Source organism: Parafrigoribacterium mesophilum (genome assembly GCF_039652555.1).
Classification (GTDB): domain Bacteria; phylum Actinomycetota; class Actinomycetes; order Actinomycetales; family Microbacteriaceae; genus Parafrigoribacterium; species Parafrigoribacterium mesophilum.
In genome coordinates this window covers 720,541-738,185 of record NZ_JBDJAF010000001.1, presented here as the reverse complement: position 1 = coordinate 738,185, position 17,645 = coordinate 720,541, and the positions used below count along the sequence as shown (strand labels likewise).

General features: G+C 65.6%; 20 protein-coding genes. 13 read left to right on the top strand and 7 right to left on the bottom strand.

Annotated features, from left to right (window positions below; genetic code table 11):
- The first annotated feature begins 112 nt into the window (after nucleotides 1-112).
- Both ABFX56_RS03500 and ABFX56_RS03495 read left to right on the top strand, forming a co-directional pair.
- Complete coding sequence (locus tag ABFX56_RS03500; RefSeq protein WP_346231886.1) at nucleotides 113-1,153, top strand: SDR family oxidoreductase; 1,041 nt, start codon at nucleotides 113-115, stop codon at nucleotides 1,151-1,153.
- A 36-nt stretch (nucleotides 1,154-1,189) separates the two neighbouring features.
- Entirely contained in the window at nucleotides 1,190-1,612 is a 423-nt protein-coding gene (locus ABFX56_RS03495; protein WP_346231885.1) for a pyridoxamine 5'-phosphate oxidase family protein, read from the top strand.
- Nucleotides 1,613-1,638: 26 nt separating this feature from the next.
- Here ABFX56_RS03495 and ABFX56_RS03490 read toward each other — a convergent pair whose 3' ends face one another.
- On the bottom strand, nucleotides 1,639-2,370 hold the full coding sequence (locus tag ABFX56_RS03490; RefSeq protein WP_346231884.1) for an alpha/beta fold hydrolase: 732 nt from the start codon (nucleotides 2,368-2,370) through the stop codon (nucleotides 1,639-1,641).
- A 56-nt stretch (nucleotides 2,371-2,426) separates the two neighbouring features.
- On the bottom strand, nucleotides 2,427-3,239 hold the full coding sequence (locus ABFX56_RS03485) for a DUF1206 domain-containing protein (protein WP_346231883.1): 813 nt from the start codon (nucleotides 3,237-3,239) through the stop codon (nucleotides 2,427-2,429).
- 163 nt (nucleotides 3,240-3,402) lie between these two features.
- Here ABFX56_RS03485 and ABFX56_RS03480 point away from each other — a divergent pair, with 163 nt between their 5' ends.
- Nucleotides 3,403-3,687 carry a Fe-S cluster assembly protein HesB gene (locus ABFX56_RS03480; protein ID WP_346231882.1) on the top strand — a complete coding sequence of 95 codons (285 nt, stop codon included), beginning with the start codon at nucleotides 3,403-3,405 and terminating at the stop codon, nucleotides 3,685-3,687.
- A gap of 239 nt (nucleotides 3,688-3,926) precedes the next feature.
- Here the strand turns inward: ABFX56_RS03480 and ABFX56_RS03475 are convergent, their stop codons facing one another.
- Nucleotides 3,927-4,976 (bottom strand): zinc-binding dehydrogenase, encoded by a 1,050-nt coding sequence (locus ABFX56_RS03475; RefSeq protein WP_346231881.1) that lies wholly within the window; start codon nucleotides 4,974-4,976, stop codon nucleotides 3,927-3,929.
- 88 nt (nucleotides 4,977-5,064) lie between these two features.
- Between ABFX56_RS03475 and ABFX56_RS03470 the strand changes: the two genes are divergently transcribed.
- The 4 genes from ABFX56_RS03470 (at nucleotide 5,065) to ABFX56_RS03455 (ending at nucleotide 8,109) form a co-directional block, all read left to right on the top strand.
- Nucleotides 5,065-5,850, top strand: a complete 786-nt coding sequence (locus tag ABFX56_RS03470) for an alpha/beta fold hydrolase (protein WP_346231880.1) — start codon at nucleotides 5,065-5,067, stop codon at nucleotides 5,848-5,850.
- A 55-nt stretch (nucleotides 5,851-5,905) separates the two neighbouring features.
- The gene (locus ABFX56_RS03465; RefSeq protein ID WP_346231879.1) at nucleotides 5,906-6,256 is read left to right on the top strand and encodes a hypothetical protein; all 351 of its coding nucleotides are present in this window, start codon (nucleotides 5,906-5,908) and stop codon (nucleotides 6,254-6,256) included.
- Nucleotides 6,257-6,332: 76 nt separating this feature from the next.
- On the top strand, nucleotides 6,333-7,529 hold the full coding sequence (locus ABFX56_RS03460) for an MFS transporter (RefSeq protein WP_346231878.1): 1,197 nt from the start codon (nucleotides 6,333-6,335) through the stop codon (nucleotides 7,527-7,529).
- A 46-nt stretch (nucleotides 7,530-7,575) separates the two neighbouring features.
- Entirely contained in the window at nucleotides 7,576-8,109 is a 534-nt protein-coding gene (locus ABFX56_RS03455; RefSeq protein WP_346231877.1) for a GNAT family N-acetyltransferase, read from the top strand.
- On the opposite strand, the gene ABFX56_RS03450 is transcribed toward ABFX56_RS03455, so the two are convergent.
- On the bottom strand, nucleotides 8,106-8,381 hold the full coding sequence (locus tag ABFX56_RS03450; protein ID WP_346231876.1) for a hypothetical protein: 276 nt from the start codon (nucleotides 8,379-8,381) through the stop codon (nucleotides 8,106-8,108). The two genes, ABFX56_RS03455 and ABFX56_RS03450, sit on opposite strands and share 4 nt — an antisense overlap.
- Before the next feature lie 183 nt (nucleotides 8,382-8,564).
- Between ABFX56_RS03450 and ABFX56_RS03445 the strand changes: the two genes are divergently transcribed.
- The 5 genes from ABFX56_RS03445 (at nucleotide 8,565) to ABFX56_RS03425 (ending at nucleotide 14,503) form a co-directional block, all read left to right on the top strand.
- Nucleotides 8,565-9,635, top strand: a complete 1,071-nt coding sequence (locus tag ABFX56_RS03445; protein WP_346231875.1) for an LLM class flavin-dependent oxidoreductase — start codon at nucleotides 8,565-8,567, stop codon at nucleotides 9,633-9,635.
- A gap of 207 nt (nucleotides 9,636-9,842) precedes the next feature.
- The gene (locus ABFX56_RS03440; RefSeq protein WP_346231874.1) at nucleotides 9,843-10,874 is read left to right on the top strand and encodes an NADPH:quinone reductase; all 1,032 of its coding nucleotides are present in this window, start codon (nucleotides 9,843-9,845) and stop codon (nucleotides 10,872-10,874) included.
- A 320-nt stretch (nucleotides 10,875-11,194) separates the two neighbouring features.
- A complete protein-coding gene (locus ABFX56_RS03435) occupies nucleotides 11,195-11,896 on the top strand; it encodes a hypothetical protein (protein ID WP_346231873.1) in 702 nt (233 codons plus the stop codon).
- A gap of 91 nt (nucleotides 11,897-11,987) precedes the next feature.
- On the top strand, nucleotides 11,988-12,506 hold the full coding sequence (locus ABFX56_RS03430) for a S24/S26 family peptidase (protein WP_346231872.1): 519 nt from the start codon (nucleotides 11,988-11,990) through the stop codon (nucleotides 12,504-12,506).
- 68 nt (nucleotides 12,507-12,574) lie between these two features.
- Nucleotides 12,575-14,503 carry a dipeptidyl-peptidase 5 gene (locus ABFX56_RS03425; protein ID WP_346231871.1) on the top strand — a complete coding sequence of 643 codons (1,929 nt, stop codon included), beginning with the start codon at nucleotides 12,575-12,577 and terminating at the stop codon, nucleotides 14,501-14,503.
- On the opposite strand, the gene msuE is transcribed toward ABFX56_RS03425, so the two are convergent.
- A complete protein-coding gene (gene msuE, locus ABFX56_RS03420; RefSeq protein WP_346231870.1) occupies nucleotides 14,504-15,085 on the bottom strand; it encodes an FMN reductase in 582 nt (193 codons plus the stop codon). It abuts the gene before it with no gap.
- Between the two features lie 121 nt (nucleotides 15,086-15,206).
- Between msuE and ABFX56_RS03415 the strand changes: the two genes are divergently transcribed.
- Nucleotides 15,207-16,598 carry an LLM class flavin-dependent oxidoreductase gene (locus ABFX56_RS03415; RefSeq protein ID WP_346231869.1) on the top strand — a complete coding sequence of 464 codons (1,392 nt, stop codon included), beginning with the start codon at nucleotides 15,207-15,209 and terminating at the stop codon, nucleotides 16,596-16,598.
- A 28-nt stretch (nucleotides 16,599-16,626) separates the two neighbouring features.
- Here the strand turns inward: ABFX56_RS03415 and ABFX56_RS03410 are convergent, their stop codons facing one another.
- Nucleotides 16,627-17,106 carry an NUDIX hydrolase gene (locus ABFX56_RS03410; RefSeq protein ID WP_346231868.1) on the bottom strand — a complete coding sequence of 160 codons (480 nt, stop codon included), beginning with the start codon at nucleotides 17,104-17,106 and terminating at the stop codon, nucleotides 16,627-16,629.
- 38 nt (nucleotides 17,107-17,144) lie between these two features.
- The gene (locus ABFX56_RS03405) at nucleotides 17,145-17,627 is read right to left on the bottom strand and encodes a pyridoxamine 5'-phosphate oxidase family protein (protein WP_346231867.1); all 483 of its coding nucleotides are present in this window, start codon (nucleotides 17,625-17,627) and stop codon (nucleotides 17,145-17,147) included.
- Between the last annotated feature and the right edge of the window lie 18 nt (nucleotides 17,628-17,645).

Sequence of the window (17,645 nt, the reverse complement as noted above, 5' to 3'; positions counted from 1 at the left end):
AACCCCGCACGCGCGTGGATCCTGGTCGAGCGGTCGAGTTTAAGGCGACGATACTGGCCGCGTGACCACCGTGATGAACTAGGTTGATCACACGAAACCTCAGGAGGCACGCATGAGCGGCGAACTGGTGCTGGTGACCGGTGGATCCGGTTTCGTCGGCGCCCACTGCATCCTCGCGCTCGTGGATGCCGGGTACCGCGTGCGTACCACGGTGCGGTTGCTCGCGCGGGAAGCGGAGGTGCGCGCGATGCTCGCCGCCGCCGGCTGCGAACCCGGCGACGCGCTGTCGTTCGTCGCCGCGGACCTTACCTCCGACGCCGGCTGGCGGCAGGCGGTGACCGGATGCGAGTTCGTGCTTCACGTGGCGTCACCGTTCCCGGGGCGACAGCCCAAAGACGAGAACGAGCTCATCGTCCCCGCCCGGGAAGGCGCCCTGCGCGTTCTGCGGGCGGCCAGGGACGCCGGCGTGCGGCGTGTCGTGCTGACCTCCTCCTTTGCGGCGATCGGATACGGCGCCCCGGCCAAAGACGCGGCATACACCGAGGCCGACTGGACGGACCCCAACGGGCAGGTCAGCGCGTACGCGAAATCGAAAACCCTCGCCGAGCGCGCCGCCTGGGACTTCATCGAGCGCGAGGGCGGCGGCGTGGAGTTGGCGGTAGTCAACCCGGTCGGCATCCTCGGTCCGGTGCTGGGACCGGACCTGTCCACCTCGATCGAGCTGGTCCGGCGGCTGCTGTCGGGAGGTATGCCGGGATTGCCCAAGACATCGTTCGGGCTGGTCGACGTACGCGATGTCGCGGACCTTCACCTGCTGGCCATGACCGCCCCGGCCGCTCGCGGTGAACGGTTCCTCGCGGTCGCCGGGGATTTCATGAAGCTGCCTGAGATGGCCAGGGTGCTGAAGTCCCGACTGGGGGCCGCGGCCGACCGCGTGCCGACCCGGGTGCTGCCCAACTGGCTGGTGCGGCTCGCGGCCCGGTTCGATCCGTCGCTCAGTGACGTCGCCCACCGACTGGGCCACAGCATGAACGCGTCGAACGAAAAAGCCCGGCGCGTACTCGACTGGAAGCCGCGGTCGCCCGAGGACTCCCTCGTCGCCACCGCCACGAGTTTGATCGACCTCAACCTGGTACAGGCCACGACCCGATAACCCGGGACGTGCGGCTGCAGCCAGAACGGAAGAGAAATGACCACTCACTCCGAGCGCCGCGTGGAGGATCTCTCTGCTGACGAGTGCTGGAAGCTGCTCGCGGCGGCACCGCTCGGCCGGCTCGCCACGGCGGTGGCCGATCCCGCGACGGGCGAACTTTTTCTCGACGTGTTCCCGGTCAACTTCCTCGTCCATGAGGGGGCGATCTTCTTCCGCACCGGCCCCGGCGCCAAGCTCATGGACATCACCGCCAACGACAGGGTCGCGTTCGAGGCGGACGGTCAGACCGGAGGCTTCAACTGGAGCGTCGTCGTGCACGGCAGCGCGCACCGATTGATGCTGGACGGCGACATCGAGCAGTCCGGCGTGCTCGAACTGGATGCCACGCATCCAACCGACAAGTGGAATTACGTGCGCATTACCGTCGACGCGATCACCGGGATACGTTTTCGGCGCTGACCACACCGGGGTGACTGCACCGGAACTCAGGCGGCGGCCGACCGGGCCGTGGCTTCGGCGTGCGCCTCCAACAGGATGCCGGTGAATTCCTCCGGCCGCACCACGCTCACCATGTGCGTGGCGCGCGGCAAGGTCACCAGGCGACCGTGCGGGGTGGCTGCAAGATAACGGCTGGCGTGGATCCGGAAATGATCGAGTTGGCCATTGACGAACGTCACCGGCACGTCGATCCGGGAGAGGCTCGGCGCCGGTGTCACCGGCCGCAACTCGCGCAAGACGTCGTCCATCACCTCCAGGGCCACCCCGCCGGCGAGCACGTCAAGCGCACCGGGCGGAGGAACGAGCAGCCTCAGCATGAAGTCGTTCAGCGCCCTGCCGTGGTCGGGGAGTGCGTGGATGCCGCGGGCGAGCATCCGCCAACCGCCCAGCAGCAGACGGTTCGGCTCGGTTCCGCAGCTGGCCGCGAGCAACCCGGAGATCGCGTCAGGGTGGGCTCCGGCCCACTCGATCGCCAGATAGCCACCCAGCGAGAATCCGCACAGGTACGGCTTCGCGCCCGACTCCGACGCCGCGGCAATCCCGTCGCCGATCGCCCGCCGGGCACCCTTCAGCGTGAACCGCTCACCCATGCGGCGGCCGTGGCCCGGCAGGTCGATGGCGACGGCCGGAATGCCGTGGGATTCGCACGCCGCGACCTGATGTCGCCACATAGTCGCGGATGTCCGCAATCCGTGCACGAACACTACAGCGGCGGGCATGCGCTTGATGCTAATCCGGCATCCTTGGAACACGACGAATGTCGCGGACGCCATCACTAGCGGCGCAGGTACCGGGCCCGACACGCCTGGTAGATGCCGTAGGCGATGAATCCACCGGCGATGAAGAACAGCGGCCACACGCCGGTGGGAAGCGTGGTGAGGAACCGGAACGCCCCATCGAGTCCTGTTGTCCAGCTCGCATCGCCGAACAGCGCGCCGCCAGCAAAAAGCAACCCGATAATCACGAGCGCGATGCCTTTAGCGGTGTAGCCAACAACACCCAGCGCCACCACCGCCACACCGGCGGGTCCGGTCGGCGGGTCGATGTCCTCACGGAAGTGACGGGAGAGGCCCCGAAACGCGAAGGTCACACCGACCGAGCCGACGGCCATTCCCACCGCCATGAGCACGAAGACCCCACCGGGAAGGCCGATGAGCCAGGAGCTCAAGCTGTGAGTCGACTTGGCGGTGTTCGAGTGACCTCCCGAGGCGAACACCAGCGCAGCCAGCGCAACGGCGAGGAATCCGATGGCTTTGAATCGGTCCCGCACCTTCCTCGGCAGCGCCCGTTCCGGCCGGGGCGACATCGGCCCGGTCCACTGCCACACCGCAAGCCCCAGCAGCGCGACCACCGCGATCCACAACACGATGATTCCCCCCGGCGCATCCGCGACAGCATCCAGCGCCCCAGACTGGTCGGCGTGCCGTCGCAAACCGCGGGCCACGCTGATCGCCAGAGCGCCGATCAGGATGTGGACGACGCCACTGGCGATGAAGCCGCCGCGGGCCAGCACACGGGCCGGTCTGCTGTTGGTGGCGTCGCGGGCGGCAGCCTCGACCTGCTTCCGTTTCGCGCGCCCGCTTGCCATGCTGCCCACATGCCCTTGATACCACCGGCTCCTTGTGCTCGACCCTGACAGATGCCGGTACCCGGCGTGGGAACTCCCGCAGAAAATGCCTATTGCGCTTGAATCTGACCGCGATCAGGAGAAAAGTCGAACACTTCCTATTCGAGAACCTGAAGGAGACCCCATGCTCACTCTCACCGAAAACGCCAGCGCCGCCATCAAGAACCTCACCGACCAGACGGCTGTTGCGGGCGACGCCGGACTTCGGATCAGCGCCGCGGATGACACAACCGGCAGCCTCAAGGTCGAACTGACACCCACCCCAGAGCCCAGCGATCAGCTCGTGGAGGATTCCGGAGCTCGCGTCTTTCTCGAGGAGCGGGCCGCTGCCGCGCTCAGCGACAAGGTGCTTGACGCGCAACTCGACGGCGATGGTTCCGTGCGGTTCGCCGTGGCAGAGCGCGGATAACTGTCGACCCGCAAGACGATGGCAATGCAGGCACCCGTCGCCCGATTTCGACAGGCTCAATCACCGGGCGGGCTCAATCACCGGGAGGGCTCAATCACCGGGAGGGTGGCCGCAATCGCATCCCCCGGTGGTCGAGCCCCGGTGGTCGAGCTTGTCGAGACCCGTCGCCCGATTTCGACGGGCTCGATCACCGGGAGGCTGCGTCCTGACGACAGCGTCCGCAGGCGCAGCGTTCGGATTCAGGGGCGTAACAGCACCTTGGTGGCGCGGCGCTCATCCATCGCCGCGTAGGCCGCCGCGGCCTGGGTCAACGGCAGCTCCAGGTCGAAGACCCGGCCCGGGTTGATGGCTCCGGAGAGTACGTCCGGGAGCAGTTCCTCGATGTAACCGCGCACCGGCGCCACTCCGCCGTTCACCCCGATGTTGTCGTCGAACAGCGGCCGCACCGGCAGTTCCGATCCACCGTTGGGGGAGCCCACGTAGCCCACAGTTCCGCCGGGGCGGGTGCAACGGATCGCCTGATCCATCGACGCCTTCGTACCGACGCACTCCAAGACGCAGTCCGCGCCGATTCCGTTGAAGAGGGCTTTGACCCGGTCGACGCCGGCATCGCCGCGTTCCTCGATCACGTCGGTCGCGCCGAACTCGCGGGCGATCGCCTGTCGATCGGCGTGGCGTGACATGGCCACGATGCGCGCGGCGCCGAGGCGCTTGGCCGCCAGAATGCCGCAGAGCCCCACCGCACCGTCGCCGACCACGACCACCGAACTGCCGGCCGACACTCCTGCGGACAGGGCGGCATGATGGCCGGTGCCGCAGACATCCGCCAGCGTCAGCAGACTCGGGATGAAGCCGTCGTCCGGTACCGAGGGGGTCACCACCAGCGTGCCGTCGGCCAGTGGCACCCGCACACGCTCGCCTTGGGCACCGTCCACGAACCGTCCGTTGCGGTCATCCGCGCCCCACCATCCGCCGTGCAGGCACGAGGATGTGACGCCGTTTCGGCAGTTGATGCACGTGTTGTCGCAGTAGTAGAACGGCGCGATGACGAAGTCGCCGACCCGCAGCTTGTGCACCTCCGAGCCGATCGCCTCGACGATGCCGACGAATTCGTGTCCGATGCGGTGCGGGCTGAGCGTGGGTATCGTCCCGCGATACGGCCAGAGGTCGGACCCGCACACGCACGCGGCAACCACGCGGACGACCGCGTCGGTGACCGTCATCAGTACCGGATCCGCAACCTCGTCGGTTCGGATGTCTCGTTCGCCGTGGATCACTGTTGCTCGCATAGGACAAAGTCTAAGGATGCGTTGACGCGTCCCGGAGGCAGGACTTACATTGGCGAGGGGGATGCCGCCCGCACTGCAGAGGAGTTTCATGGTCGAGACCGTGCAATCAGCCGATGGCACCAACATTGCGTTCGAGCGAAACGGCACCGGCCCGGCGGTGATTTTGATCGGTGGTGCATTGAGCACCCGACAGGGAGCATCCGGCCTCGCGGAGTTGCTGGCACCCGACTTCACGGTCTATACCTGGGACCGGCGTGGCCGCGGAGACAGCGGTGACACGAGGCCCCACTCGGTTCAGCGCGAGATCGAAGACCTCGCCGCCCTCGTCGTCGCGGCGGGCCAACCCTGTTTCGTGTACGGGCATTCGTCGGGGGGAGCGCTGGCCCTCGAAGCCGCGCAACAGGGTTTGCCCTTGGCGGGATTGGCAGCGTACGAACCGCCGTACATGGTTGCGGGCGAACCAGACGACGACTTCAACGGCCTGGTTTCCAGGGCGGTGGAGGAGGGCCGACCGGAAGAAGCGCTCGCGCTGTTCATCGGAAACGCGATGCCAGGCAGCCTCGACGCAATGAAGCAGTCCCCGTTCTGGTCGAGCTTGGTGGAATTGGCGCCGACCCTGCCGTACGACCTGGCTCTGGTCCACGACGGGTCCATTCCCACCGGGCGGTTCGCGGCGGTGGACACGCCCACGCTGCTGCTGGTAGGCGGCGCCAGTCCGAGCTGGGCTGGTTTGGCGGCCGAGGCGATTGTCGCATCCGTCCCCGGTGCTGTGCGGCGCACTGTGGAGGGTCAGGATCACCGGGCCGCGAACGATGCGGTGGCCCCAATCCTGATCGAATTCTTCGGCGCCCTGCGGACCATCGGCGCGGCCTAGTTTCGCAGACGCGCGCCTCGGCCTTTCCGGGGCGGGAATACAGTACTTTCGACGGATGGCTCTCTCTCGTTTCCTGCGGCGCTGGTGTATCCCGATACTCGGCGTCATCGCGCTGTGCTTCGGGCTCGTGGTGTTTCTGACCCAGTCGACGCTTACCGCGTCGTGGACGGTGTACGACTTGGCGGCTGGAACGGCGCTGGCGCCCGGCGCGCCCACTTTGCGGATTGGACAGGACGGTGGAGGCCTGTCGCATCAGGTTCGGCAACTCAGCTTGAGTGGCCAGATCTCCATTGCGGTGGGCATTGCTCTGTTGTCGGGTTGGGTTGGATTCGCGCTGGGCAGGCGAAGGGTCGCACCTCACCACGTCGAAATGTTGCCGTTCACCGAGGCCATGCGCGCGGAGTGAGTCCGCGGCTGACTCGCGACGACGTTCCCGGCACGATCTTGAGCTGGCCGTGGCGCCGAGGCCGTAGCCTGATGGGGTGTCGAACCCAGGGGTGAAACCGCGGCTCTCCCGCGAGGTTATCGTGCTCGGCCTCATCGCCTTCTTCGTCATGGTCGGCTTCGGCGTCGTCATCCCCGTCCTGCCGGTGTTCGTGCGCAGCTTCCACGTCGGTTACACCGAGGTCGGCGCGGTGATCTCCGCGTTCGCACTGATGCGCCTGGTCGCCAGCCCGTTTTGCGGCAAGCTCATCGACTGGGGTGGCGAACGAACCATCCTGGCGATCGGGATCGGAATCGTCGCGGTGTCCAGCGCAATGGTCGGAATCGCGCAGAGCTATCTCGAAGTGCTACTGCTACGAGGGGCGGGTGGTATCGGCTCGGCGATGTTCTCCATCTCGGCCATGACGCTGCTGCTGGGAACGACGGACCGGTCGATGCGCGGTCGCGCCGTTGGGTTCTACCAGGGCGGGTTCCTCATCGGCGGGATGGCGGGTCCCGCGCTCGGCGGGCTTCTTGCCATCATTTCGTTGCGTGCCCCGTTTTTCTTTTACGCGGGCACGCTCGTCGTCGCCGGCGTCGTGGGGCTGGCCTTCTTGCGACCTCGCTCGGGGCGGGTGGTGGATGCGACAGAGCCGGCCCCGATCATTCCCTTCCGACAGGTGCTCGCCGACCCGCGGTTCCGGGCGGCATGTCTGGCGAACTTCGCCTCCGGCTGGGCGTCGCTCGGAGTGCGCAGCGCGCTGGTTCCCGTCTTAGTGGTCGAGGTGCTGCATCGCACCGAGCTGTGGACCGGGATCGCCTTCGCCATTGCCGCGGTCGCGCAGACCCTGGCGTTGGGGCCGGCCGGCAAGTTTGTCGACACCGTCGGACGTCGGCCGGCCATCATCGGGGCGTACGCGCTCGCCGCCGCCGTGATGGTCGCGATCCCGTTCGCCGGCGACATCTGGATGCTTACGGCACTGCTCTGCGTGTACGGCATCGCGGCGGCCTTCATGGGCACTGCGCCGGCCGCCGCGGTCGGCGACGCCGCCGGAGCGCGCAGTGGTCAGCCGGTCGCGATCTTCTCGGCGTTCTCCGACCTCGGCGCGATCGTCGGACCGCTCGTCGCCGGCGCCCTGCTCGACGCGGTGTCTTACCAGGTCGCATTCGGCTCGGCGGTCGTGCTCATGCTGTTGGCGTCCGTCTACGCGCTGCGGATGCCGCGGGACCGCCAGTCGTCTTCCGTCGCGTTGTAGTCGGCCTCGGGTCGACTACGCTCGGGCACAGCAGAGGAGACGCGTGGTGGATCACCCAGAAGTGCGGCTTGAGCCGTGGTCAGACTTCGACCTCGACTTGTTGCGGCGAAACAATGTGCCAGAAATGATGACCTACCTCGGCGGCCCGGAGACCGAGGAGCAGCTGGTCGCTCGACATGCCCGGTATCTGGAGTACTGGCGCCTCGGAACTGCGCGGATGTTTCGGGTGGTGATCCCTGGGGTTCCGCAAGGCGTCGGCGCGGTCGGCTACTGGGACAAGACCTGGCGCGACACGCTGGTCTACGAAGCCGGCTGGAGCATCCAGCCCGAATTCCAGGGCAGGGGCATCGCTCGTCGTGCCGTTACCGCAGCCCTCGAGTATGCGGCACAGGTCGGATCCCGCCGGTATCTGCACGCGTTCCCCTCTATCGAGAATGCGCCATCCAACGCCTTGTGTCGCAGCGTCGGCTTCATGTTGCTGTCGGAGTGCGACTTCGAGTATCCACCGGGTCACATGATGCGCTGCAACGACTGGAAGTTCGACCTCGACCAACTGCCGCGCGACCCGAAACCCGTTTAGCGGGATTCCCCACCGAAGATGTGTCGGGTGAGTGCTTGAATGTCGCGATCCATAACCTCGAGTTTGACGGTGAGCGTCTCGAATTTTGCGTCGACCGCTGCGAACTTCACGTCGACCGCCTCGAACCTCGCGTTCATCGTGTCTTGCAAACCGCCGATCGCGGACGTGAGGGGGCGATTGAAACTCGTGGTGACGATGCCGATCATGCCAAACATGGCAGCCGAAAACACACCGATAAGCACCCAGACCTGCGGCTCCGTCACGGTGATCACCATCCCATTGTCGCTCAGCAATCGACATCACTCGAGAGGCGTTAACGATGTCCTGGTCAGCCATCCATCAGGTTGGGCATAACTTGCCTCCGCGTACGTCGGGAGGGAATGATGCGCAGCGCGTTGCAGTTGAATGAGGTTGATGCAAACGCATAGTCCGACAACGTGAAAGGGCACGCCGATATGAGCGACATTAGCGAGACTCACCCCGAGCACCGGCTACAGCTCGGCCTCGACACCTTCGGCGATATCACCGTGGATGCCAGTGGCACACCGATCACGCACGCCAAGTCCATTCGCAATGTCGTCGAGCAGGCAGTGCTCGCCGACGAGCTTGGCCTGGATATCTTCGCGGTCGGAGAGCATCACCGCGCCGACTTCGCGGTCGCCGCCCCAGAAGTCGTACTGGCCGCGATCGCCGGCCGCACGTCGCGCATCCGGCTCGGTTCGGCCGTCACTGTACTGAGCTCCGACGACCCGGTGCGCGTGTACGAACGCTTTGCCACCCTCGACGCACTATCGCAAGGACGAGCCGACATCATCCTGGGCCGCGGCTCGTTCACCGAATCCTTCCCACTGTTCGGTTACGACCTCGCCGACTATGAGCTGCTCTTTGAGGAGAAGATCGCCCTGTTTGCCGAGCTGGTCAAAGAGCAGCCGGTCACCTGGTCCGGACGCACCCGCGCCGCACTCACCGCCCAGCCGGTGTATCCGCCGACCGAATCCGGGTCGCTGACCACCTGGGTCGGTGTCGGCGGCAGCCCGGAATCCGTCGTCCGTGCCGCCCGCTATGGGTTCCCGCTGCTGCTCGCGATCATCGGCGGGGAGCCATTGCGCTTTGCACCGTACGTTGACCTCTTCAAGCGTGCATTGGCCCAGTTCGAGCGTGCCCTGCTGCCGGTCGGCGCCCACTCGCCAGGGCACATCGCCGCGACGGATGCCCAGGCTCGCGACGAACTGTGGCCGCCATACTCCGTCATGCAGCAGCGCATCGGCGCCGAGCGCGGCTGGCCGCCGATGACCCGCGAGCAGTTCGACCGCGAGGCGGGACCGGATGGCGCCCTGTTCGTGGGCGCTCCCGAAACAGTCGCCACCAAGATTGTGAAGGTCGCCAGGGGGCTCGGCTTGTCCCGATTCGATCTCAAGTACTCCAACGGCACGATGTCGCACGAACAACTGCTGGAGAGCATCCGGCTGTATGGGAGCGAGGTTGCGCCCATGGTGCGCGAGCAACTCGCCGCCTCCGCCGAGTGAGCCCCGTCCCCTGGGAGATTGACCTTTTCCCCGGTGATTGACCTGTTCCCCGGTGATTGACCTGTTCCCCGGTGCTTGGCCTGTTCCCCGGTGATTGAGCCCCGTCGAAATCCGGCGAGGTACCCTGCGAACTCTCGACGAGCTCGACCACTGGGGGCGGTGAACGCGCGAGGGAAGGATTCGACGGCGCAGCGCGTTGGCCGAAACATGAAGGCAATTCTCTATCACCACACCGGTGACCCCTCCGTACTCAATCTCGTCGATCGTGAACGGACAGAACCCGGTGCAGGAGAGGTTCGCGTACGAATTGTCGTCTCGGGCGTGAACCCCACGGACTGGAAGTCCCGGCGCGGCTCGCGGCCCGGCGAATCGCTGCCCTTCGACGAGGTGGTTCCGAACCAGGACGGCGCCGGAATCGTCGATGCCGTTGGCCATGGTGTCGATCAATTCCAGGTGGGAGACCGCGTGTGGCTCGCCCTCGCCGCACACCAGTTGCCCAGCGGCGGCACCGCGCAGGAATTCACCGTTCTGCCGGCCGACCGAGTGCATCCGCTGCCGGATACGGCAAGCTTCGAACTCGGCGCGAGTTTGGGTGTCCCCGCCGTCACCGCTCACCGGGCGTTGACGGTCAGCGAGGATGGACCTTCCCGGCTGGCCCCGGGCGCGCTGGCCGGCAAGGTTGTACTCATCGCCGGGGGTGCCGGCGCGGTCGGTCACGCCGCCATCCAACTCGCGCGCTGGGCGGGCGCAACCGTGATCACGACCGTGAGCAACTCGGAGAAGGCTGCGCTCGCCACGGCGGCGGGAGCGCATCACGTCGTCAACTACCGCGAATCTGACGCGGCTACGAGTATCCGGCGTCTTGCTCCCGAGGGCGTCGACCTCATCGTGGAGGTCGCACCGGCACAGAACGCCGCACTGGATCTCGAAGTCATCCGTAACCGCGGATCGATCGCCGTCTACGCCAACAACGGCGGTGACACGTTCACCCTTGACGTGCGTCAACACTTCTCTCGCAACGTGCGATACCAGTTCCTGCTGCTCTACACCGTCGGTCAGGATGCGCTTGATGCTGCCGCGGAGGATGTCACCTCCGCCGTTCGCGACGGCGCACTGTCAGTGGGAGAGCAGGCGGGGCTGCCGCTGCACTGGTTTGACCTCGCCCATACCGCGGATGCCCACGCTGCGGTCGAAGACGGCGCGGTCGGCAAGGTGCTCATCCGCGTCGGCGAGTTCTAATCGGCCGTCGATGGTTCTCCGGGCAGCACACCAAAATTGCTTGCCGTGCACTATTGCGCTTTTCTCGGAATGGGGCGAATAATACAAGAGAGGTTCGTCGATTACCCGATTTCCGAACCTCAAACCCCCACGGCCGATCCCCGGCAGAGACCCATCATCAGTGGGACTGATTCGTCGCTACCCGCCTCTTTCCGAATCTGTCCACGCAAGAGCGACCCTATTCGGTTGTACTCGCACGCCCGATGGCATTCTGCGCGATCAAATCCACTATGCGGATGCCTCTATGGAGCGGTATTTCGCCTCAACGAAGAAGGTCAAGAATGTTCGGAATCCCTAAAGCGAGGGGCGTAGCCTTTGTTGCCACCCTTGCCTTACTTGGCGGTACCGTCTGGATCGCCGCCGGCACTACCGGTGCGTACTTCAGCGACACCCACAGCGGAACCATTACAGGGACGGTTGGCTCCATCCAGATAAGTCCATACGGTGGTGGGGGAGACAATGGCATTGATTTCTCGTTCGATAGGTTGTTGCCGGGTGAGGCGCAGACGGCCACGGTGAAGTACAAGAACACCGGCAACAGCCCTGAGGATGTTTGGATCGTCTTCCCGAATGCCACAGCCTTGAGCGCCCTCAACAGCATGGGCACCTATGGCGAAGTTCACCTGGCAGCCAACGATAAGGAAATCTTCGCCTCGACGAACCTCAATGATCGGGTGGAGACCTGTGGTCCATTCGCATCGGATGGCTGCTGGCCGCTGACTAAGCAGTACCGCGTCGCGAGCGCAGTCGCACCCGGTGCGTCTGGTTCTGTCTCGTTCTCGTTCGCACTTGCGGCGAAGACGGTCACGCCCCCGGCGACCTTCAACACGTATCCGAACTCGCTACTGTCATTCCAGAATGACCCGGCGAAAAATAAGGACGACCAGTATTACATCAACTCCGCTGATGGAAGCGGTGCAGGTCTCCCGTACCAGATCGTGGCGACTCAGGTAGGCATACCGGCTGGAGTTACTAAGCCGTAACTGCGTACGTGCAATAGCCACCCAGTCTGGGGTGTCGTGCCGCTACTAAGTGGCACGACACCCCTGCACTTCTCGATGAAGGAAAGGCGACATGAAGGGCTTCAAAGTTTGCCTCGTCCTACTTCTGCCGCTTTTGGCGCTCACAATGTTTGCCCTCGTCGGCACGGGGGTGGTTCCCTACAAGGTCTATGTCGTGCATACGGGATCGATGATGCCGACGATCCCCTCCAGAAGTGCGGTTGTGGTGCAAGAAAACCAGTATCAGATCGGCGAGCCGATCTCGTTCTATCTGAATGGCGGCGTGGTCACTCATCGACTGGTTGGCATCAGTCCTGACGGCACCATCGATACCAAAGGCGACGCCAACGCTACGGTTGACCCTTGGCACGTCGACACCAGCGCAATAATCGGTGGGGTCGTGGCCGCACCTGCCGAACTGGGCTACTGGATAACCTTTTTCAAGAACCCTGCCGGGCTCGCATCGATGCTTTTCATCGTTCTTGCGTGTTGGCAAATATGGTCGATTGCAGGAAAGAGCGATCGGAACTCCACCGGCCATAGATACCAGCACAGACGCGGCGCGGGCCGATTCCGCGCCACTGCGTGGTAGTTCGCTCTGCGCACCAGTCAGCGCCCCGAACCTCCCGGAAGTCCAGCGCGCGGGGCAGGATGGTCTCCATGACCACCATCGCTCCCTACGGCTCCTGGCGCTCGCCGATCTCCGCCCGCGACCTCGCCGAGAGCGGGCATCCGATCAGCGGCGGCGCCTGGGTCGGCGAGGACATCTGGTGGCTCGAAGCTCGACCGGGGGAGGCGGGCCGCTACGCGGTGCGAACCCACAGTGACGGCGAGCCGGTCGACATCCTGCCGGCGCCGTGGAACGCACGCACCAGAGTGCACGAATACGGCGGTGGAGCCTGGACGGTGACGGCCGACCAGACGCTGGTCTTTGCCGAGTTCAGCGACCAGCGCCTCTATCGACTGGATGCCGGCAGCAGCACACCGACGCCGCTCACCCCGGCACGCGGCGGCTTCCGCTTCGCCGAACTCAGCATCCGAGACGACGAGATCATCGCCGTGCGCGAGACTCACGACGGCGGCAACGTCACCCGCGACATCGTCGCCGTGCCGACGGACGGCGCCGCAGCAGAAGACGAGACGGCGATCCGCTCCATCGTCTCGGGATCGCACTTTCTGGCCTACCCGCGGTTCTCGCCGGAGGGAACAAAGCTCGCGTGGATCGCCTGGGAGCATCCGCAGATGCCGTGGGACGGCACAGAGCTGCGCGTCGGCGACCTGCACGGCGGTATCGTTGACGCCTGGCGAACGCTCGCCGGCTCGCAAACCGAGTCCGTGTTGCAGCCGGAGTGGACCGACAACGCCAGCCTCACCGCGATCAGCGACCGCGGCGGCTGGTGGAATCTCGTTCGCGTCGCAGTCGATGGAACGGTCACCGCGTTGCATCCGGAAGAGGCCGAATACGGCGGACCGCTGTGGACGCTCGGCACCCGCTGGTACGACGTGCTCGACGACGGTCGGCTGCTCGCCGTGCGCAGTTTCGGAGCCGACAGCCTGGTCACGCTTGACCCGCACAGCGGGCACGGCGAACCGCTCGCGACGCCGCTGACCACCATCGCTCTCGGCCCGCGCAACGGCGACCGGATGCTGCTCACTGGCGGCAGCTCCACCCTGGCCACGGGACTGCGCGTGCTGAACCTCACCACTGGAACCCTCGACGACGTGCGGCTGGCCGTCGACGCGCTGCCGGATGCCGCCTACCTGCCGGTCGCCGAGGCGAAGACCTTCGCGGGCACCGCCCTGAATCCGCGGGAGGTGCACACGTTCGTCTACGCACCGCGCAACCCCGACTTCACGGCACCGGAGCGCGAACGGCCACCCTACATCGCCTTCGTGCACGGCGGGCCGACATCGCGGGTCTCGGCAGCGGCTAACCCCACGATCGCCTACTTCACCAGCCGCGGGATCGGCGTGGTCGACGTGAACTACGGCGGCTCAACCGGCTACGGCCGCGCCTACCGGGAGCGGCTACGCGGCCAATGGGGCATCGTCGATGTCGAGGACACCATCGCCGCGGTGCTCGGGCTCGCGGATGCGGGACTGGCCGACCGCGGCAGGCTCGGCATCCGCGGCGGTTCGGCTGGCGGCTGGACCGTGCTCGCCTCCCTCACTTCCTCCGACGTCTTCGCCGCCGGCACCTCCTACTTCGGGGTTGCCGAGCTCAAGCAGTTCGCCCAGGACACGCACGACTTCGAGTCCCGCTACCTGGACGGGCTGATCGGGCCGCTTCCGGGCGCCGAGGAGCTGTACGACACCCGGGCGCCGCTGAACAACGTGCACCGGCTGTCGACGCCGGTGCTGCTATTGCAGGGCCTGGATGACCCGATCGTGCCGCCGGCCCAGGCCGAGCTGTTCCGCGACGCGCTGGCGGCCAAGGGCATCCGGCACGCCTACATCGCCTATGAGGGGGAGTCCCACGGCTTCCGCCGTGCCGAGACGATCGTGAGTGCCACCGAGGCAGAACTATCGTTCTATGGGCAGATCATGGGATTCGAGCCGGTGGACGTTCCGCGGCTCGAACTCTCGTAGCTAACCTGCGATCGACTGGGTTTCCACGACGCCGGCCCGGATCAGCGGCAACGCACGGGCCACCGACAGATCGATCCGTTCGTGCAGCTCCAGGCTCGACACCCGATTATTCGTGAAGTCCGAGTCGTTCGCGTAAACCCCGAGCGGCAGCGTGAGGGCCTGGAAGAAGCCGAACAGAGGCCGGAATTGGTGCTCGATGATGAGTGCGTGGCGGTCGCTACCGCCGGTCGCCGCCAGCAGCACCGGTCTGTCGACTAGCGCGTACTGGCCGACGAAATCGAACAGATGCTTGAAAAGGCCGGTGAACGACGCCCGGTACACCGGGCTGGCCACGACCAGCACATCGGCGCTTTCAATCCGCAGCAACTCGGCCTCCACGGATGCCGGAAGTTCGTCGCGGCACAGCGTTCCGGCAAACCGCGGGTCGATGTCGTTCACCTCGATCAAGTGAGCGCTGATCGGCAGCTCTCGGCTCAACGCCGCGAGAATCTCGTTCACGAGAGCCGTTGTCTTCGACGGAGCGTGCAGACTTCCGGACACGGCGACGACCTGCAATGGAGTGGCGGGCAGCGGTTCGGACATGGTTCGACGGTAGGGTGATGCGCCATCGAATGCGAGCCGCAACGAAACACGGCGTAAGACTGTGACGCCGTGTTGCGCCGCCGGATGCGATCGGCGGTGCACCGGTTGCACCATGTTCTACATGCCCAGACAAATTCGCTTCAACGCCTTTGACATGAACTGCGTCGCCCACCAGTCCTCCGGGCTGTGGCGGCACCCGGATGACCAGTCCTGGCGATACAAGGACCTCACCTACTGGACCGAATTGGCCAAACTGCTCGAGCGCGGCACCTTCGACGGCATCTTCATCGCCGACGTGCTCGGCACCTACGACGTGTACGGCGGCTCCAACGAGGCCGCCATCCGCCACGGCGCGCAGGTGCCGGTCAACGATCCGGTGCTGCTGATCTCCGCGATGGCGCTGGTCACCGAGAACCTCGGGTTCGGAGTCACCGCCGGCACCGCGTACGAGCATCCGTATCCGTTCGCCCGCCGCATGTCCACCCTCGACCACCTCACGAACGGCCGGGTCGGCTGGAACGTGGTTACCGGATACCTGCCCTCGGCCGCCCGCAACATGGGCAACGACGACCAGCTCGAACACGACCAGCGCTACGACGTCGCGGACGAATACCTCGAGGTGCTCTACAAGCTGTGGGAGGGCTCCTGGGAGGATGACGCCGTCATCCGCGACCGCGAATCGGGCGTGTTCACCGACCCGAGCAAGGTCCACGAGATCGGCCACTATGGCACCCATTTCACCGTTCCCGGCATCCATCTGTCCGAACCGTCGATCCAGCGCACCCCAGTGATCTACCAGGCCGGCGCCTCCCCTCGCGGCATCGCCTTCGCCGCCGGCAACGCGGAGGCGATCTTCGTCGCGGCATCGACCAAGGCCGGGCTGAAGGCGACCGTCACCAAGATTCGTGACGCCCTTCAGGCGGCCGGCCGTGATCGGTACGCGGCGAAGATCTACACACTGCTCACCGTCATCACCGACGCGACGCCCGAGAAGGCGCAGGCCAAATACCAGGACTACCTCTCCTATGCCAGCGCGGAAGGCGCCCTGGTGTTCATGTCCGGCTGGATGGGCATCGACCTGTCCCAGTACGACCTCGACGAGCCGATCGGCAATGTGAAGAGCAACGCGATCCAATCGGTGGTGGCCAACTACCAGGAGGCAAACGAGGACGGCGGTGAGTGGAGGGTGCGCGACATCGCCCGGCTGGGGGCCATCGGCGGCCTCGGCCCGTTCATCGTCGGCTCCGGCGAGCAGATCGCCGACCAGCTGCAGGAATGGGTCGCCGAGACCGACGTGGACGGCTTCAACCTCGCCTACGCCATCACGCCCGGCACCTTCGAGGACATCGTCGAGTTCGTCATTCCCGTGTTGCGACAGCGTGGCGTTTACCCGGAGGCCTACGCCCCCGGCAGTCTCCGCAACAAGCTCACTGGCCGCGGCGACCGGTTGCCAGAGGAGCACAGGGGAGCGGGCTACCGGGTGGGCGCCCTGGCCTCCACCTCGCCGCGGTAGCCAGCACCCCGCTGGTCACGAACCGCGTTCAGGTCGCGGGTGTTTGGCGCTCCAGCACCTTCTCCAGAGCATCCAGTAGCAGCAGCTGACCCTTCACTGCCTTCGACCGCGCCAGGTTCAGCGGGAACCAGCGGGCGTCGTCGATCTCCGGAAAATCCCGGATTCGCCCGGATCCCTTCGGCCACTCCAGCGGGAACGTGTTGCTCACCACCGTGTCGACCTGGAAGTCTGTTTCGGCCGCATAGGTCGTGATGATCTTCCCGGAGGACTGCCGGAACTCGCCGAGAAGCCAATATTCGACCGCTGGCGCCGGAGCGCCCAGCTCTTCCTCGAACTCTCGCAGGGCGGCCGTCAGCGGGCCTTCGTCCGCCTCGTACAGTCCCTTCGGGATCGACCAGGCTCCGTCATCCTTCCTCGCCCAGAACGGGCCGCCCATGTGGGCGAGCCACACCTCGAGTGATGGCGTGAACCGGTACAGCAGAATCCCGGCGCTTCGAAGTGTGGTCACCCTTCGATCCTCGCACCCTGCGGGGGAGGGGGCTGTCGTCACAATTCGACGCTGCGGTTCTCCCCGACATCGGGTCTGGACTTGGTCACCATCGCCTTGGCTATCTCGAACGCCCGCGCGACGGCCGGTTTGTCGCTGGCCCAGTACTCGGCACTGCGCGCATCCACCCGCAGCAGGGCGACGCTCGGGTCGTCCTTTCCGTTTTCAAACCACGCCTCCACCATGGGGTTCCACAGTTCGTCGATGCGCGTCGAATTGTGTTCAACAGTCGCTGTCCCGGCAATCGACAGATACCCTTTGCCGTCCGTGTAAGCGACATTCACCTTGGGGTTGGCGGCGACGTCGTTCACCTTGGGGCTCGGATCCTGTGTGAAGAACCACAGCGAGCCGTCAAAGTCGTGGTCGAGCACCGCCAGCGGCCGGCAGTGCAGTTCGCCGGAGGCGGTTTCGGTGGTCAGCAGCGCCACTTTCGAGCGTGAAATGATCGTGCGGATCGTGTCAAATTCGTCGTTCGCGTCCATACCGCAGACGGTACCCGG

What these genes read in the sequence shown, in the direction of transcription:
- ABFX56_RS03500 (WP_346231886.1), top strand. Translation starts at nt 113, where the DNA reads ATGAGCGGCGAACTGGTGCTGGTGACCGGTGGATCCGGTTTCGTCGGC.
- ABFX56_RS03495 (WP_346231885.1), top strand. Translation starts at nt 1,190, where the DNA reads ATGACCACTCACTCCGAGCGCCGCGTGGAGGATCTCTCTGCTGACGAG.
- ABFX56_RS03490 (WP_346231884.1), bottom strand. Translation starts at nt 2,370, where the DNA reads ATGCCCGCCGCTGTAGTGTTCGTGCACGGATTGCGGACATCCGCGACT.
- ABFX56_RS03485 (WP_346231883.1), bottom strand. Translation starts at nt 3,239, where the DNA reads ATGGCAAGCGGGCGCGCGAAACGGAAGCAGGTCGAGGCTGCCGCCCGC.
- ABFX56_RS03480 (WP_346231882.1), top strand. Translation starts at nt 3,403, where the DNA reads ATGCTCACTCTCACCGAAAACGCCAGCGCCGCCATCAAGAACCTCACC.
- ABFX56_RS03475 (WP_346231881.1), bottom strand. Translation starts at nt 4,976, where the DNA reads ATGCGAGCAACAGTGATCCACGGCGAACGAGACATCCGAACCGACGAG.
- ABFX56_RS03470 (WP_346231880.1), top strand. Translation starts at nt 5,065, where the DNA reads ATGGTCGAGACCGTGCAATCAGCCGATGGCACCAACATTGCGTTCGAG.
- ABFX56_RS03465 (WP_346231879.1), top strand. Translation starts at nt 5,906, where the DNA reads ATGGCTCTCTCTCGTTTCCTGCGGCGCTGGTGTATCCCGATACTCGGC.
- ABFX56_RS03445 (WP_346231875.1), top strand. Translation starts at nt 8,565, where the DNA reads ATGAGCGACATTAGCGAGACTCACCCCGAGCACCGGCTACAGCTCGGC.
- ABFX56_RS03440 (WP_346231874.1), top strand. Translation starts at nt 9,843, where the DNA reads ATGAAGGCAATTCTCTATCACCACACCGGTGACCCCTCCGTACTCAAT.
- ABFX56_RS03435 (WP_346231873.1), top strand. Translation starts at nt 11,195, where the DNA reads ATGTTCGGAATCCCTAAAGCGAGGGGCGTAGCCTTTGTTGCCACCCTT.
- ABFX56_RS03430 (WP_346231872.1), top strand. Translation starts at nt 11,988, where the DNA reads ATGAAGGGCTTCAAAGTTTGCCTCGTCCTACTTCTGCCGCTTTTGGCG.
- ABFX56_RS03425 (WP_346231871.1), top strand. Translation starts at nt 12,575, where the DNA reads ATGACCACCATCGCTCCCTACGGCTCCTGGCGCTCGCCGATCTCCGCC.
- msuE (WP_346231870.1), bottom strand. Translation starts at nt 15,085, where the DNA reads ATGTCCGAACCGCTGCCCGCCACTCCATTGCAGGTCGTCGCCGTGTCC.
- ABFX56_RS03415 (WP_346231869.1), top strand. Translation starts at nt 15,207, where the DNA reads ATGCCCAGACAAATTCGCTTCAACGCCTTTGACATGAACTGCGTCGCC.
- ABFX56_RS03405 (WP_346231867.1), bottom strand. Translation starts at nt 17,627, where the DNA reads ATGGACGCGAACGACGAATTTGACACGATCCGCACGATCATTTCACGC.